Below are 16959 nucleotides of genomic sequence, written 5' to 3' on the forward strand. Positions count from 1 at the left end.
GATGGAGAAGGAACCGGCGGCCAAATGCCCCAATTGCGGCGCGAAATATACGCATTTAAAGCCGGAGCATCTGGGCAAATCCATCAAGTGCGTCAAATGCGGCCAATCTTTCCGGCTGGAGCCTGAAGGGGCTACCGGACCGGCGCAGACAATTATGTTCAACGCGCCCAACCCCCCCGCCGAACCGGCCACCACCGTCCTGTACGACGAGGCTCCGCCCGCACCCGCCCAAACCACGATTTACGACAACGAACAACAAAATGAGCCTTCAGCCACCATCATCCACGAGCAGTCTCCGCTGGAGACCGTCATGGAGGAAACCGGGCCCGCCATAACCATCACCGCCCCTGCGCTGGAAGAGGATGTAGCCGAAGCACCGGAAAGCGCCGAAGCGGAAAACGTTCCGCTGGACTGGACACCGGGTGACAACATCCTGAACCTGTACCAGGTGGAAAGCCTGCTGGGCGAGGGCGGCATGGGCAAGGTGTATAAAGTGCGCCATCTGGGGTGGGACACCACCCTGGCCGTAAAATGCCCAAGGCCCGAAGAGCTTAAAAGGGCGGGCGGGGCCGAGAATTTCGAGCGGGAGGCGGAGACTTGGGTGAACCTGGGGCTCCATCCCAACATCGTAAGCTGTTATTACGTAAGAAGGCTTGGCGGCCTGCCCCGGGTATTCGCGGAATTTATCGACGGCGGAAGCATGCAGGAGTGGATCCGCAAGGGACAGCTGAAAGACCTGGGCGCCATGCTGGACGTATCCATCCAGTTCGCCTGGGGGTTGCATTATTCGCACGAGCTGGGCATCGTCCATCAGGACATAAAACCGGCCAACGTTATGATGACCGCCAACGGCGTGGCCAAAGTGACCGACTTCGGCCTGGCCCGGGCATGGGGCGGCGGCGCTGGGGAAAGCTCCGGCGCCGTGGCGGCGGGCGGGATGACGCTGGCCTATTGCTCGCCGGAACAGGCGGAAAGAAAACCTTTGTCCCGAAGGAGCGACATCTGGTCGTGGGCGGTTTCGATACTGGAGATGTTCACCGGCGAGGTTACATGGATGTCCGGCGCCGTGGCGGACGCGGCGCTTGAAGATTTCCTTGCCCGCAAGGCCACGGCAACCGCCATGCCCAAGGCGCTGGCGGAGCTTTTGAAATGGTGTCTGGCCCAGGAGCCTTCCGGCAGGCCCGCCACCATGATGGACGTGGCCCGGGTGCTGGTGGAAATATACAAGAAGGAAACAGGCATCCCCTACCCCCGGCGGGAACCGAAGACCAGCAAGGCCATGGCCGACAGCTTAAACAACCGGGCCGTGTCACTTCTCGACTTGGGCCGGGCGCAGGAGGCCACCAATCTCTGGGAAGAGGCTTTGAAAACCCAGCCTCACCATCCCGAGGCCACGTTCAACTGGAGCATGGCACAGTGGCGCGCGGGACATCTTACCGACCTGGACACTACCCACAGCCTTGCGGAAGCGTTCAAGTCCCACCCGGAAAGCTGGGTGTGTCCGTATCTGGCGGGGCTTGCCCATATGGAGCGGGACGATTACGCCACGGCGGTGGAGATACTCGCAAGCGCCGTCCAGCTTGAGGGGCCGAAGGAAGTTGAAACCGCCATCGTCGCCTCCAAAGAGCGGTTGGAAAAATCCCGCAGGCTCATCAATTCGCTACTGGCCCACCCCAAGGGAGTGAACGGGGTGGATATATCCTCTGGCCCCTCGCCTTTGCTCATCACCGGCGGGGACGACCGGGTGGCTATCATATGGAACGCGCAGACCGGCGCCATGGTGAAAGAGTTGGCGCAAGGCCACTCATCCATCAACCGGGTGGCCATATCCGACGACGGCAAGCTGGCCGTTACCGCCACTTACAAAACCCTCTTCTTCTGGAACCCGGCCAATGGCGTCCAGATCCGCTCCGTTGACGCGCACGAGGGCTGGATTGGCGCGGTGTCACTTTCCGCCGGCGGGTCGCGGTTGATAACCTCCGGGTGGGACGGATTGGTGAAGCTGATAAACACATCCACCGGCGAGACTGAACATTCGTTTGAAGACTGTTCCGGTGGAGCGGTGATAAGCGCCAACGGTAAAGTGGCCGCTTACGGCGCCGCCAGCAACAAGGTGAATGTGATTAACGCCCATACCGGCGCGAAGGTGATGGAGATAGTCACAGACCCTGGCCCCATAAGCCTCTCCGCCGACGGCGCCCTGCTGGCCTGCGCGTCGCTGGACAACACTATAAAGGTGTTCGAATCCGCCACGGGCCGTTTGCTAAAAACCCTCACGGGGCTTAGCGAATGTATAACCTCCGTACATATCTCCAGCGACGGCAAACAGGTTTTGGGCGGCGGGTACGACGGTTCCGTGCGGTTATGGAACGTAAGGAGCGGCAGGTTGATCCGGACCTTTGAGGGCCATAGCGATGTGGTCAACTGCGTAAAACTCAACGCCGAGGGTACGCTGGCCGTCTCCTGCGGTATGGATGGCGCTGTGAAGCTGTGGGCCGTCACCGCCCAGGAGCCTTTCCGCGCCCCCATGGCCCTGTGCAGGATAACCGACAGCGAAACGGCCCTCTCCGCCGGTGTGGAATATGAAACGCGCCTGTCCGAGGCGCGGGAGGCCATTTCAGCCAACGATCTTCCTTTAGCTGTGGGCAAGATCCGCGAGGCCCGCTCCCAGAAGGGTTATAGCCGTGGCGCCGAGGCTTTAGGTTTGCTGGGCTCGCTTTATTTGCGATTGCCGCGCCAAATACTATTGGGCGGTTGGGAAGGGGCCGCCCTGACCGGCCACGGCGCCGACGTTACCGCCGTGGACATAAGTTTGGACGGCGGCATGGCCCTGTCCGCCTGCGCCGACAGGCGCATAAGGCTGTGGGCCGTGGAAACCGGCGCGCTTATAAAAGACCTTGAGGGGCATACCGACAGGGTGAACACCGCACGCATAAGCAGAGACGGCGGCTACGTTTTGTCCGGCTCCGGCGACTGGAAAGTGAAACTGTGGGACACCGGAACGGGCGCATGTTTGAAAACCTTTGAAGGGCATGGCGGGCCGGTGAACAGCGTGGCGTTCAGCGGCGACGGCGTATTCGGCGTGTCTGGCGGCGGCGACGGCATGGTGTACCTGTGGGGGATTAACTCCGGCCGGGCGGCCCGCCGGTTCGCGGGGCATGGCGGGGCGGTGAACAGCGTGGACATCACAGGAGACGCGCGTTTCATAATCTCCGGCGGCGACGATAAAGACCTGCGCCTGTGGGACACGGTGAGCGGCGACATGATAACCGTTTTGCGCGGGCATACCCGCTCCGTCCATTCCGTGGCGTTCAGTTTCGACGGCTCGCAGGCCGTGTCCGGCGGGGCGGACGGCGCCATAAGGTTGTGGAACATCGCTACCGGCGAGCTTTTAAGGGTTATAGAAGACGGCGGAGAGATTATGTCCGTGTCCATCAGCGTGGATGGCGGGCGGATAATATCCGGCGGGGCGGAGGGCGCCATAAAACTTTGGGACACCGCAACGGGCCAGCTTATCCGGTCGTTCAAGGGGCATTCATCGGCGGTGAGTTCCGCAAGGCTTGGGTGGGACGGGCGATACGCCGTGTCCGGCTCCGCCGACAGGGCGTTAAAAGTGTGGATACTGGATTGGGAGCTGGACGGGAAAACCCCGGGGTTGTGGGACGAAAAAGCCCTCACCTACCTCTCCGGTTTTCTCATGGAGAAAGCCCCGTACGCCGGAGCGTTGCCCGAAGGCAGAGACCCGTTTGAAAACGAAATAACCGCATCGCTCACCCGCAAAGGCAAACCCGCCTGGGACGAGGAAGATATAGAGAACCTGTTCTTCACCCTGGGATGCGCCGGATTCGGATGGCTGGAACGGGCCGGGGTGGAACGGCGGTTAAAGGAGCTGGCCGCAAACTGGGCCCCGCCTCCTCCGCCGGACAGGACCATCTACACCAAAACAAGGCAGATCGTGGAAGGCATCTACGACAAGGAAATGGAAGAGAAAGGAGCGGTGCTGATCACGGAAGGCGAATCCGCCGCGCCAAAAGCGCCGGAGAAAAAACCGTCATTCTTCGCCAGGCTGTTCGGGAGAGGCGGGAAGAAGTAATTTGGCGTAGAAATCCGTTTGAGCGTTCCGATTATCTTTTATACTCGTATGGAGCCGGGATTGGAATTGCGCCGGTCCTTTCCTGAATACCGGATGTCATTCTGCGGCGCCAGCGGCTGTAAGCCTGGCGGGTAAACAACAAACGTTTTGAGGTGAATTCCATCGTGAAGGGGAGATTGTGATGAATTCAACGGTTTTAAGATTGTTCATGGCGTTAACGGCCCTTGCCGCTTTACCTTTCCCTGCCTTTGCCGGGGAGGGCGAGGAAAAACAACCCAGGTGGTACGAGTCCCTCAACGCCGCCGCGGGAATAACCACCGTTATCCAGGGAACATCCGGCAACGATTACGGCGATTACAAGGACAGGACCGATTACGCATACTCCGCCGATGTGGAGCTTTCCACCGAGATAAAGCCCGGCCACGGCTTTTTCATCGTCTTTGAAACCGGCGACGGTGACGGCGCCAACGACAACCTGGGTTCCCGCTCCATTCCAAACTACGACGCATTCATCGCCATTGTGGAGGGCGAGCAAAGGCTTAACGTCAGCCAGGCTTATTACGAGGGGGCTTTCGCCGGTGGGGCCGTTACTCTGGACATCGGCAAGATGGACCATCACGCCATCACCGACACCAACGCATACGCCAACGACGAGACAGCCCAGTTCGTGAACGGGCTTTTCGTGCGCTCGGCGGGGGTGGTGTTCCCGGAGCATGAAAACTATTACGCATACACCATAGCCCTCACCCTGCGGCCGGTTGATTTTGTCTCGCTGATCATCGCTTACGCCAAGCATGAAACAGAGGATATATTCAACAAAGGCATGACCGTGGCGGAGCTGGGCCTGCACCCTGTTATCAGCGGGTCGCAGGGCAATTACCGCATCGTCTATCTAAACCACGATAACGGATACACCGATTACAGGACCGGGGAGTCCAAAAGCGGAACCGGATTCGTGATAAGCGCCGACCAGGCCTTGGGCGATTACCTGGGCGTGTTCGCCCGCTACGCCCAGGCGGACGACACCATTGAACAGTTCCAGGTGAAATCCGCAATCAGCGGCGGCGCGCAGGTTAACGGCTCCGCATGGGGGCTGGAGGCGGACGCGCTGGGCATAGCCTATGGAAAGCTGGAGCTGAATAAGGATCTTGTTACGGAGAACAATGATGGAGAATCGGTGGCGGAGGTATATTACCGCCATCAGGTGGCCGAAAACTTCGGACTCACCGCCGACGGGCAGTTTTTCTCCAACCTGGAGCGCCCGGAGAAACGGAACGTGTCGGTGTTCAGCCTGAGGGCCCAGGCGGATTTTTAGACCGCGAAGGGCCTTTGCCGCAAATAAAATTGTTCTCCGGCGCGCAAATTCCGGGAAAATGATATTTAGAGCGCAGTAGCTGGGAGTCTTGACAATGCATTTGCCCGACGGATTTATAACCGGCGAGATAAACCTTCTGTCGGCGGCGGTGTCTGCCGCCGCGCTGGGGGTGGCGCTGAAAAAAAGCGGCGAGGAATTGGGCGACAGGCAGGCGCCCATGCTGGGGGTAACCTCCGCCTTCGTATTCGCCGCTCAAATGATAAATTTCCCCATCGCCGCTGGAACTTCCGGCCATTTTCTGGGCGCATCCTTTGCCGCCATCATGCTTGGGCCGTTCAACGCGCTCATCGTAATGGCGCTGGCGCTCACCCTCCAATGCCTTTTATTCGCCGACGGCGGGCTTACCACGCTGGGTACCAATTTCCTGAACATGGGCTTGATTGGCGGGTTCGGGGCGTATTGCGTTTTCATCGTACTCAAGGCGATTCTTCCACAAAGCAAGAGCGGAATGTTGACTGCCTCGGCTATCGCCTCGTGGTTCTCGGTATTCGCCAGCGGCGCCCTTTGCGGCGTTGAACTGGGGCTGTCGGGCGCGGCTCCGCTCCACCTGGCCGTTTCCGCCATGGGAGGGACCCACGCCATCATCGGCGTCGGCGAGGCGGTAATAACCTCCACGGTGCTTTCCTTGGCGCTGAACGCCCGGCCGGATATCGTTCGCGGCTTCCAATACGCCACTGTCCGGCGGGAGCCGCAACCATGAAAAGCCGCCGTACATTTTTCATGGCCGCCTTCGCCGTAAGCGTGATGATAGCCGCTATTGTCTCCCCCTTCGCCTCCACCGCGCCGGACGGGCTGGAACGGGTGGCGGAAGACCTGGGATTTTCCGCCAAGGCTTCCGATCCCTCTGTCAACGCGCCTCTGGCCGATTATTCAACGCCGGGGGTGGAATCTGAGTCTGTCTCCACCGGTGTCGCCGGTATCTCCGGGGTGATAATTGTGTTCGCCGCCGGAGCCGGGCTAGGGCTTATCCTTTCATGGCTGAGAGGCTCGAACGGCCGTAGATGAGCCACGCCTTTTTCGACAGGTACACCACCCTTAAAACGCCGGTACACATGCTGGACGCCCGGATAAAAATAGCCGTGGCCCTCATTTTGATAGTCTCCACGGTCAGCCTTCCAAAATACTCATTCCCGGTTTACGCGGTGTATTTCGCGTTCATCATCGCCGTAACGGCGCTGGCGCGTGTCCCTTTCGGATACCTGTTCAAACGGTCTCTTGTGGTGGCTCCGTTCGCTTTGGCGGCGGCGGTGTTCATGCCTTTCACCATAAGTGGCTCCGGTGACGCTGTTTTTCAGGCCGGGCCCATTACAGCATATCACGCCGGGTTCATGGCGTTTTTCAACGCTGTGTCCAAGTCTTACGTTGGTGTTCTAATGGTTATCGCCCTTACGGCGGTTACACCGTTTCCCAAACTTCTTGAAGGTCTGGAACGGCTCCGCGTACCCGGAATGTTTGTTACGCTCACAGGTTTCACGTATCGTTACCTGTTCGTGCTGATAGAAGAGGTGAAACGGATGAAACGGGCGCGGGACTTGCGGTTTTACGGTGGCCGGTGGCTGTGGCAGGCTGGTACCGCCGGACAAATGGCCGGGTCGCTGTTCCTGCGAAGTTTCGAACGGGGCGAAAGGGTTTACAACGCCATGCTCTCCAGAGGTTTCGACGGCGTGTTCCGGGGCGGGAGCGGAAGGCCGTTGAACGGGATGGACTGGTCGGCGCTTATAATTTCCACGGTGTTCATCACCGGCGCAAGGATGTTGCTTAAATGAGCAATAACGCGGTTAGCTTACAGAACGTCTCCTACGTTTATCCCGATGGATACCACGCCCTGACGGAGGTGTCTTTTACGGTGGAGCGGGGGGAACGGGTAGGCGTGGTGGGGGCCAACGGAGCCGGAAAATCCACACTACTTCTGGCGTTGGCCGGGGTTCTGCGCCCATCGGGTACGGTGGAGGTGGATGGAGTGAAGGTTGACGGCAAAAACCTGAAACAAGCGCGTAGGCGGATGGGCCTTGTGTTCCAGAACCCGGACGACCAGCTTTTCTGCCCCACCTTGTACGACGATGTGGCTTTCGGCCCGCTGAACATGGGCATGCCGGAACATGAGGCGCGGCATAAAACACTTAACAGCATAAAGTCCGTGGGGCTTGCGGGGCTGGAGGAGAAAAGCGCGTTCCATTTAAGCTATGGGCAGAAAAAACGCGCCGCCATCGCCACCGTGTTATCCATGGACGTGTCCATCCTCGCCATGGACGAGCCGACGAGCAACCTTGATCCCAAGAGCAGGAAAGAGATAATCCACCTGCTGAAAGGGCTTGAACGCACGCAGATAATCGCCACTCACGACTTCGGGCTGGTGAACGAGCTTTGCGGGCGGGTGGCGCTTTTGTCAGGCGGCCGCATCGCCGCCGAAGGCGCCCCGGCGGAGATATTGGATGATCACGGCCTGTTAAAGGCCCACGGATTGGAGTAGATTACTCCGCCCCCTCCCCTTCGTTGCCCCCTTCGCCACCTTCAACGCCTCCAGTGCCGCCGGATGGCATGGCCTTGCGCAACAGCTCCTGTATCCTCGCGCCGCGTTCCATGCTGTCATCCAGCCTGAAAGTGAATTCCGGCGTCACCCGCATGGTAAGCCGTTTGCTGATAAGCGTGCGGATGAACCCCGCCCCGCTCTGCAAGGCTTTCATGGTTTTCGTTTTCTCGTCGTCGGAGCCTAAAACGGACACGAAAATGTTCGCGTGCCGCAGGTCTTTGGCCACTTCCGCCCGGGTGACGGAGACGAACCCCAAGCGCGGATCTTTCATCTCCCGCTGGATAATGTGGGATATCTCCCGTACCAGTTCTTCGCCAACCCTGTCGGACCGGTGAAATCTTTTCATAACGCCTCTAAACTACCTTGAAACCAGCTCCGTGGAAACCTCCGCCACGTCGGCGATGGAGGTTATGAAGCTCAATATTGATTGTATCTGGCTGTCCGCATGGGCCGCGTCCGCCGCGACCACCGTAACACCCAGCGTTATCCTCTGCCAAAGGTCCTGATCCTCCACCTCCGCCACGGAAGCGTTGAACTTGGCCTTTACCCTGTCTTTTACGCTCCGGACCACCTGCCGCTTGTCTTTTAAAGACCTGGCATGGCCTGCCCAGAGCGCGATTTTCATCATTCCCACAACCATAGGGAGCGCAAGGAAGATATGCCGCCGAAGCTTTATAAACAGGACGTTGCAAGACGCTGGCGCCCCGCGCTGGCGGCGGTTAAACACGCTTGACGCACTATGCTATACTTACGCGTTTGATGGGGGAAAATCAATGAAAATCGTGATAGCCGGGGCTGGCGCCGTGGGCGCCTATTACGGGGCCGTTCTGGCCAGGGCCGGGCATGATGTGTTCTTCATAGCGCGGGGCGCCCAGCTGGCCGCCTTCCGCGAAAAAGGGGTGTCCGTAAAGAGCGTCAATGGCGATTTCCTCACTACGGTAAATTGCGGGGATGACTCTTCCACCTTCGGCGTTGCGGACCTGATACTGGTCTGCTTCAAATCCTACGACACCACCGCCACAACCGGGTTATACGCGACAAGCGTGGGGCTCAACACGTCCATAATCTCCCTCCAGAACGGAATAGACAACGAAGGGATTTTGTCGGAACGGTTCGGGAAAGACAAAGTCCTGGGCGGGGTTTCGTTCATCGGCTCCAGAATGGAGGCGCCGGGGATAGTGGTTCACACAGCCGCCAGCAACATAACCATAGGCGAGCTTTCCGGCGGCGTGTCGGACAGGGCCGGGCGATTAGGCGAAATGTTCGAGTCGGCGAATATAAGATGCAAAGTCTCGGCGGACATCCGGCGGGACATGTTCGCCAAGATGATATGGAACATCGGTTTCAACGCCATCTGCGCCATTCTCGACTGCTCCGCCCAAAAAGCGCTGGGTTTCGAGGAGACAAGAAACGTCATACTCTCCGCCATGCTCGAATGGGTGGCCGTGGCCCAGGCCGAAGGGGTGGCGCTAACAACCGAGATGGCCCACAAGAACATGGAAGGCACATTAAAGGCGGGCGGGATCTTCCCCTCCATGTTGCAGGACAGGCGCGCCGGAAGAAAGATGGAGATAGACATTTTCAATGCCCGCGCCGCGCAGATGGGCCAGAAACATGGCATCCCCACCCCCGTGAACGCCACATTGGCGGCGGTCATACGGTTCTGGAACGCGACAACCCATTAACCCCGCCGGGCTATCCACCCGGTTTCTTCTTCCAACGTAATCTCGGACACGGGCTCCCACCCCGCTTTCTCCATGAACCGGGCAACGCTGGCCTTCTCCCTCCGCTCGATGGAGCGCCGTTTGGCCATGGCGGTGCGGGAACCTGTGATGACAACCAACTTGGCTGGTATCGTCATCAGCGTGTCCAATAGCGCCGGTTCCTGCCGTTCCACCACCGGCGCCACTTTTAACAGGAAACCCAGGTCAAACAACGGCCCGCCCAGCGCCTCCAGCGCCCCGGCCCAGCCGTGGGAGATGTTCCACAACATGGGCTTGAGCCTGTCGTCGCCACGGAGCTTGGCGTAGGCGTTCAAGGTGGACACGGCCTTCTTGTCTTTATCCATGGCCACGTAGAGGCGTGTGGCTCTCCCCTCGCCGTCGAAGGGATACGCCAGCGGCTGGACGCCGCATCCGGCGTCTATCACCGTTCCCGGCGCTCCGGCGGCTTTGAAGACCGTTTCGTACAACAGCTTCATGTCACGGATCCGTTCCCGGGCGCTCACATGGTTTTCCAGCTCGCGCCGGATGGCCATCTCCATCGTTGCGGCGTTCGAGCCCGATGGCAATGAAACCAATCCGGCGGCTGGTTCCGCCACCGGCGCCTGGTACCGCCTCAACTGGTAATAGATCTTGCGTTTGGCCCGGGTGACGGCTTCCTTGTAATGCCTGCTCCGCTCTATCTTCGCCGGATCGGCCAGGTTCGCCGCCAGCAGGCGCAGTTTTGCGTCGCCGTTCAGCTCCGCTATCAGCTGGAGACGCGCCGGTTCGCGCTCTATCTTGTACTCTTTTGCCATCTTGTCCGCCAGCCTGTTCACAATAGCTTCGAACGCCGCCGAGGCGGCCCATCCCGGCTCACTCATGGATGGCCCGCCACGAAGAGCCCAGCGCGCTGTTGGGGAACCAAGCTGTATGCCTCTCCAGAATATCTTCCAGCATGCTTTCCAGCCCGCCCCCGGACAGCGTGGCGCGGATTCTAAGAACCGTGTCGCAGATGGTCCAAAGGTTGTGAGCCGTAAGCTTTTCCACGTCGCCGAATATCTCATTAACATCCGCCGCCGCGCATATGGGGCATGGGCACGAAAATTCCCCGGCGATGACCGGCCCCGGCTCTTTTAACGCGCCGTAGGGGGTCATGTAGTAACCGTCGTTGGCGAAATGGCCGTAAGATGACGAGTCGAAAATGTCCGCCCCCAGCTGGGCCATGAATGGCAGTTCCAGCGGGTCTCCCGCGCCATACACATGCATGGGAAGTTTATCCCCAGCCGCATGGCGCGCGTCCCGGATTACATCGCCCACAAAGGTAAGGTCGTGGTTCCTGTTAAAAAACGGCACCAGGCTCCCGATGCCAAGGTATTGAACGCCCATCTCCACCAGCTCGCGGACGCTTCTCTGGCGAAGTTCCATGAACCGTCCACCCTGCTGGATGCCCGCCAGTATACTGCGCTGAACGATCTTGAGCCCATCGCGCACCCGTTTCTGGGTGGAATCCAGCTTCTTTTCCGCCACCGAGCGTTTGTCGCCGGGGGGCGTCACCAGATCCAAAGGCGCCACGATGTCCGCGCCGATCATGTCCTGGAACGCTATGATGGTCTTGTTGGATAGCAACAGCGTCCGCTCAAACCCCTGGAACGCGCCGGAGTCGGTGCATAACAAACCGTTGAATCCCACATACTCGGCCAGGGTAAGGCCGCTTTTGAACATGGCCTTTTTTTGCCGGTCTTTGTAGAGGAAAAAAGCGTTCACCATGCAGGCTTCAATTTTGGGTCCACCGCTCCACGCGCCGAGGATGGATTGCTGGAACCCCGGCCTGTAAACCGGGATGAACAGCGGCAGGGGGAATGCGGCCCCCCGTTTCACCGATAGCGTCCGGCCGCTGTGCAAGTTGGCGGGGCTATCCGGATTATCTACCGGGCCGGGCACGGAAAGACAGCCGTTACAACGGCGCTACGACGGCTTGACATGGAAAACCATTGCGGTGTCCTCCATCCGCTCGATGTTCTTCAGAAGAGCGATGGTGGACTCTGTGAGAGCCTGTCCCTTGGACAGGTAGAAAATATTATTGGAAGAATAAAGGTCCCTTGAAAGTTTCATGCCCACTCTTAAACTGGCCGAGTCCAGGATAAGCTCGTGCAACGAGGTTTCCGAGGCGGAACTGCTTATGAGGCTGGCCATGAAAGCGTCCACCACCTCGGGGTCGTACTTCTTGTGGCTGTTCTCCAGGATAAACTCCACAGCCTGCTGGTGGCTGAGCTTTTCATTGAGAAGGTTGCCCGTCATCAGCGCGTCATAGTCGTTGGCCACAAGGAGTATGCGGGAGCCTAAAGGTATGTCCTGCCCGGCCAGATGGTCCGGGAAGCCTTTTCCGTCATACTGCTCGTGATGGCTCCGGATGATGACACCGGCCTCGTTCAAAGGCTCCAGCGGCATCAGCGAGGCCTGCGCCACCGCGGGGTGTTTCATGTATTCCCCCCGCTCCTTCATGTTAAGCGACACTATGGGTTTCATCAGCAGTTCGTCCGGCCAGCCTATTTTGCCTATGTCGTGCAATAGCGCCGCCACCACTACCGTTTGCGCGTCGGTCTCTTTTAGCCCCATCCTCTGCGCCAGGTCCCTCGCCATGTTGGCCACCCTCCGGGAATGGCCCGCCATGCCCCCTTCCCGAAGCTCCACAAGGTTGGAGAACACCCTGATGGAGGTGAAGAAGGATTTTCGCAGTTCGGCGTGGGCCTCCCGCAGGTTCTGGTAGGACTGCTGGAGGTCTTTTGTCTGCTCGGCCACCTTGGCCTCAAGCGTGGCGTTGAGGTCCCGGAGCATGTCGTTCTGGACGCGGACCTTCTCCTCCAGAAGCCTTTTTTCCCTCTCCGCCTGCTTGCGCCCCAGTGCGTTGCGGATGACTATCAGCACCTCGTTGTCATCCCATGGTTTGGTGATGAACTGGTAAATGTGGCTCTTGTTTATGGATTCTATGGTCGCCTCGGTGTCCGCGTAGGCGGTAAGCAGTACCCGGAAAATCTCGGGCCATTTTTCTCGGACGGCGTTTAAAAAATCTATCCCGTTAACGCTGGGCATGCGAAGGTCGGATATTACAAGCTCCACCTTTTCCTTGCGAAGTATCTTGTACGCCTCCTCCGCCCCGGTGGCGGTGAACACCTCGTATCCGGCGTGCGAGAGCAGACGGCGGAGCGCGGCCAATATTTTTTCTTCGTCGTCCACAAGGAGGATGGTGGATTTCTCCACCTCTATGTCCTTCGCTATGGCTGTCTTGGCTGAATCCATAAGTTGTTCCCCGCTCCCAACCCCTTGTAACTTGCCGCCAGGCCGCCGTTGAAAGTTTGCCCGGGCTAGTAGAGATTCTACAATTTGGCGGCCCTAAAATCCACTACTGCCAGCGCCATGGCCCGCTATAGCCGGTCAAGCCTGCTCCCGCCTGTTGAAAGGGAGGGTAATCCTGAATGTCGTTCCCTTGCCAACCTCGCTTTGGGCGGTTATGGAGCCATTGTGCTTTTGCACAATGCCGTACACTATGGATAAGCCAAGCCCCGTGCCCACCCCCTGGGGTTTGGTGGTGAAGAACGGCTCGAACACCCGGTTCAGCGTCTCCTGCGGCATTCCATTGCCGGTGTCGCTTATCTCCACGAACATGTTCTCCGCCTCCTCGCCTGTACGGATGGTTATGGAGCCCCGCCCGTCCATGGCCTGGGCGGCGTTTATAAGGATGTTCAGGAACACCTGCCCCAGCTGGGCCGGGATGCATTCCACATGGGGCGAAACGGCGTTATATTCCTTAATCACCTCGGCCTTGTACTTTATCTCGTTGCGGGCGATGTTCAGCGACCCGTCCAGAATGGCGTGGATGTCGTAAACCTCCCACTGCTCTTCGGATATCCTGGTGAACGTCTTCAGGTCTTTTACTATGCCGATGACCCGTTTGGTGCCATCCTCCGACTCGTCGAGCATCTCAAGGCACTCGTTCTTGAGCTTTCTCAACTCACCGGACATATCGGCCACAGGATCTTCGCCCCTGCTCTCTTTTTCCACGATGGAAAATATCTTTTCCAGGTCCCGCCGCAGGTATGAGTTGTTGGCGTTAACGTAGCTTATGGGGTTGTTTATCTCGTGGGCTATCCCGGCGGCCAGTTGGCCTATGGAGGCCATCTTCTCCGACTGGAGCAACATCCGCTCCGACTGTTTGCGCGCCGTAATGTCCCGCACTATTCCCAACGCCCAAAGCTCACCGCGGATTTTCACCGACGACAGCGCCAGTTCACACGGGAATACGGCCCCGTCCTTTTTTCGCGCGGGAACCTCCACAAGCTTGCCTATTAATGGCCCAATGCCCGTGCGCTGGTAGTTTTCCATGCCGGCCTCATGCTTGCCGCGCATGTCCGGCGGCACTATCAAATCCTCAATCTTGTTGCCCATGGCCTCGGCGGCCGTGTAACCGAACATCCTCTCCGCCGCGCCGTTCCAGGATGTAACCAGGCCGGCGCTGTTCATCATCACCACGGCGTCCTGGGCGGCTTCGTTTATCAGACGGAATTTCTCCTCGCTGGCCTTCAGCTCCTCCTCGGCGCGTTTGCGTTCGGACAGGTCCATGACGACACCCACAAACCCGGCGAACTTTCCGCTCTCGTCATAAATGGAGCCTATCGAAAGGTTCGCGTCCAGCTCGGCCCCGGATTTGGTGAGCGCCTTCGTCTCGATATTTATTATGGCTCCCCCGGCCCCCACCAGCTCCAGATGGGCCATGAAAGACTCCATCAGGTGCGGCGGCAACGAAGGCGCCGGTTTGCCCAAAACTTCTTTCCCGCGCCAGCCGAAAAGGGTTTCCGCCGCCGGGTTCCACAAGGTTGTGTTCCCCTGGGCGTCCACCACTATTATCGCCACCGGGGAGGAGGTCAAGATGGTCTCCAGCATGGCGCCCAGCTTGCGCCGGTCTTCGGCCATCCTTCTCCTGAAAATGAAATTCCCCAGGTGGGAGGCCACGGCGCCGATAAGCTCAACCTCTTCGGCCAGGAAAGGCCCCTCGCCCTCGCCGGGAGAGCTTTTGGTGTAAAAGACCTCAAACCTTCCCCTTGGTTCGCCCATAAGCCTGAGGTCCGTGGAGACGGACCATTCAGTTTCGTCGAAATTTTCCGTTTTGTATTCCACCCCGTCCAAAATAATCCTGCCGCAGGTTATCCTGGGGTATTGCATGGCGTCGCAAACGCGTTTTACCGCCATCCGCAATACCGTGTCCACATCCAACTCGTTGGAGGAAACCAGGTTGGCCACATCGTACAGGCATTTGGACTCTTTTATGCGCAGGTTCAGGTTATGCACCAGCCTCTGCATTTCCTTCTCGGCCCTTCTTTGCGCGTTCCGCACGCTGGCGTTGGTAAGCTCCCGTTTGATGGCTGGCACAAGATGGATCAGATTGCCCTTGTTAACGAAATCATGGGCCCCGGCGCGCATCCCCTCCACAGCCGCTTTTTCGCTTATGATGCCTGAGACAATGATGAACGGCAGGTCGATGCCGGTGGATTTTAGCAGTTTAAGCGCCCTGAAAGAATCGAACCTGGGCATGGAATGGTCGCACAAAACAAGGTCCCACTCTTTTTCTTCGAGGGCATGGCGAAACCCCTCCTCGGTACACACATTGGTGTAATCCAGGTCATAACCGGAGTGAGTGAGGGTGTGGAGGAGCATCTTGACATCATCCTCCATATCCTCCACTATAATCACCCGCAGGCTTTCACCCATCTGCGATCACCTTTTAATAGTTCACGGAAGGCCCAGCCATGCACAGCTTCTTTATAGCGGCTTTTGAAGTTATCATATCAATATTTTACCAGTTAACCAACGCGGCATTTATTCAACCGGCGGACTGGTAGTGTCTCAGTTTAAAAGTACTGGGGAGGTACTTTACTTACGCCTGGAATGACAATATAAAAGCCGTTGATAACATTGTCATCCCGGGCGAAGCGCAAGCGAAGTGAAGGATCTGTCTATTATTTGGTATTCAAACTGGGACACCACCGGCAGTCTATTGGCATTAAAAATGATTCTGTTACAACATGTACTCTTTTATCCCAATAATGGTGTATTATATGGATGTTTACAGGGTATGTTTTCCGGGAACCGGGGGCGCGCCACTGGATTGTGGCGCGGTTCTATGCCGATAGTGAGGGGATTATTTGGCGATGTCATCTGAAAATACTGGGGAGAACTTTGTCTCCTTAAACGCGGAAACTGACGACCTGGAGGCTTTCCTTGAGAACAAGGCCCGCATGGAGGCGCTGTTCAAGGAGAAGTTCACCAAGAACCTGGCCGTGATGTTCACCGACGTAAAAGACTCCACCTCCATCACCGAAACCGAGGGGGACCTTTCCGCCCGCATGCTCATCAAGCATCATAACGACATCCTTTTCGCCGCCATTAAGGAGCATGGCGGCACGCTGGTGAAAACCATCGGCGACGGGACAATGTCGTACTTCGAAAACCCTCAGGATGGTTTGCGGGCGGCGCGGGACATCCAGATCCGGATAGACCGGTTCAACCTGGAAAAACAATCCAAAGTGCCCCTGCTGGTGCGCATAGGTCTCCATTATGGCAACTGCATCATGGAGAAGAACGACATTTACGGCGATGTGGTTAACACCGCCGCGCGGATAGAGGCCGCCGCCAACGCCGGCGAGATACACATCTCGGAAAGCTTTTATCACGGGCTCCTGGACAAAAACGAGGTTTTCGTAAAGTTCATAACCTCCGCCACGCTGAAGGGAAAAAAAGAAGCCGTTAATATCTATAAGGCGTACTGGAACCCTGCGGAAGCGGAGCAGGAGGCCCGTTCAAAGAAAAAAGCCGCCACCCGCCCGGGCATGTCCACCTCGTTAAAACTGGGGCTCATACTGACGCTTCCCATTCTGCTGGTGTATGTTTTCATAAAGATAAGCGGTTCTCTGAACACCCCATCCACCCGGGGGGACAAACGCTCCATAATCCACACCGCCGACGATCCGCTGGACAAAAGCAAATAGAACCAATCTGTTTGTCATGGCGCCCAGCCGAACCATGTCATGGTGAGCCCGCCGAACCATGACTATTGACCGCTTCCCCGTGGTCGCCCGACCACGGATTCCTGTGCGGAGTAGAAAAGACCGGGGCAACCCCGGTGAAGCGCAACATTTTATTGCGGCTCGTTCCATGTCACCCTTCGATAAACTCGCGGTGCGCCATTTGTCATCCCGGCCAAGCG

General features: G+C 58.1%; 14 protein-coding genes. 8 read left to right on the plus strand and 6 right to left on the minus strand.

Annotated elements, in window-relative coordinates; all coding sequences use genetic code 11:
- The first annotated feature begins 1 nt into the window (after position 1).
- From HY751_01630 to HY751_01655, 6 genes are all read left to right on the plus strand, one after another.
- A complete protein-coding gene (locus HY751_01630) occupies positions 2–4093 on the plus strand; it encodes a protein kinase (GenBank protein MBI4665089.1) in 4092 nt (1363 codons plus the stop codon).
- A 181-nt stretch (positions 4094–4274) separates the two neighbouring features.
- A complete protein-coding gene (locus HY751_01635; protein ID MBI4665090.1) occupies positions 4275–5408 on the plus strand; it encodes a carbohydrate porin in 1134 nt (377 codons plus the stop codon).
- A gap of 94 nt (positions 5409–5502) precedes the next feature.
- Complete coding sequence (locus tag HY751_01640) at positions 5503–6168, plus strand: energy-coupling factor ABC transporter permease (protein ID MBI4665091.1); 666 nt, start codon at positions 5503–5505, stop codon at positions 6166–6168.
- 20 nt (positions 6169–6188) lie between these two features.
- On the plus strand, positions 6189–6473 hold the full coding sequence (locus HY751_01645; protein MBI4665092.1) for a PDGLE domain-containing protein: 285 nt from the start codon (positions 6189–6191) through the stop codon (positions 6471–6473).
- Positions 6470–7234, plus strand: coding sequence for a cobalt ECF transporter T component CbiQ (gene cbiQ, locus HY751_01650; protein ID MBI4665093.1), 765 nt, complete (start codon positions 6470–6472; stop codon positions 7232–7234). The genes HY751_01645 and cbiQ overlap by 4 nt, the downstream gene beginning before the upstream one ends.
- Entirely contained in the window at positions 7231–7938 is a 708-nt protein-coding gene (locus HY751_01655; protein MBI4665094.1) for an ABC transporter ATP-binding protein, read from the plus strand. The genes cbiQ and HY751_01655 overlap by 4 nt, the downstream gene beginning before the upstream one ends.
- 1 nt (position 7939) lies before the next feature.
- Here HY751_01655 and rbfA read toward each other — a convergent pair whose 3' ends face one another.
- Together rbfA and HY751_01665 are read right to left on the minus strand one after the other, a co-directional pair.
- Positions 7940–8344, minus strand: a complete 405-nt coding sequence (rbfA, locus tag HY751_01660; GenBank protein MBI4665095.1) for a 30S ribosome-binding factor RbfA — start codon at positions 8342–8344, stop codon at positions 7940–7942.
- 12 nt (positions 8345–8356) lie between these two features.
- Positions 8357–8638: a DUF503 domain-containing protein gene (locus tag HY751_01665; GenBank protein ID MBI4665096.1), complete on the minus strand. Its 282-nt coding sequence runs from the start codon at positions 8636–8638 to the stop codon at positions 8357–8359.
- Between the two features lie 133 nt (positions 8639–8771).
- Here HY751_01665 and HY751_01670 point away from each other — a divergent pair, with 133 nt between their 5' ends.
- Positions 8772–9683 (plus strand): 2-dehydropantoate 2-reductase, encoded by a 912-nt coding sequence (locus HY751_01670; protein MBI4665097.1) that lies wholly within the window; start codon positions 8772–8774, stop codon positions 9681–9683.
- Here HY751_01670 and HY751_01675 read toward each other — a convergent pair.
- The 4 genes from HY751_01675 to HY751_01690 all read right to left on the minus strand — a co-directional run bounded on the left by HY751_01675 (position 9680) and on the right by HY751_01690 (position 15464).
- A complete protein-coding gene (locus HY751_01675) occupies positions 9680–10582 on the minus strand; it encodes a hypothetical protein (protein ID MBI4665098.1) in 903 nt (300 codons plus the stop codon). The two genes, HY751_01670 and HY751_01675, sit on opposite strands and share 4 nt — an antisense overlap.
- Positions 10575–11603, minus strand: coding sequence for a tRNA-guanine transglycosylase (locus HY751_01680; GenBank protein ID MBI4665099.1), 1029 nt, complete (start codon positions 11601–11603; stop codon positions 10575–10577). Before HY751_01680 ends, HY751_01675 begins: the two co-directional genes overlap by 8 nt.
- A gap of 63 nt (positions 11604–11666) precedes the next feature.
- Positions 11667–12998, minus strand: a complete 1332-nt coding sequence (locus HY751_01685) for a response regulator (GenBank protein ID MBI4665100.1) — start codon at positions 12996–12998, stop codon at positions 11667–11669.
- A 135-nt stretch (positions 12999–13133) separates the two neighbouring features.
- Positions 13134–15464 (minus strand): PAS domain S-box protein, encoded by a 2331-nt coding sequence (locus tag HY751_01690; protein MBI4665101.1) that lies wholly within the window; start codon positions 15462–15464, stop codon positions 13134–13136.
- Positions 15465–15904: 440 nt separating this feature from the next.
- Here HY751_01690 and HY751_01695 point away from each other — a divergent pair, with 440 nt between their 5' ends.
- Complete coding sequence (locus tag HY751_01695) at positions 15905–16741, plus strand: adenylate/guanylate cyclase domain-containing protein (protein ID MBI4665102.1); 837 nt, start codon at positions 15905–15907, stop codon at positions 16739–16741.
- Positions 16742–16959 lie beyond the last annotated feature (218 nt).

The organism is Nitrospinota bacterium (assembly GCA_016208975.1).
Lineage (GTDB): Bacteria > Nitrospinota_A > UBA7883 > UBA7883 > JACRLM01 > JACQXA01.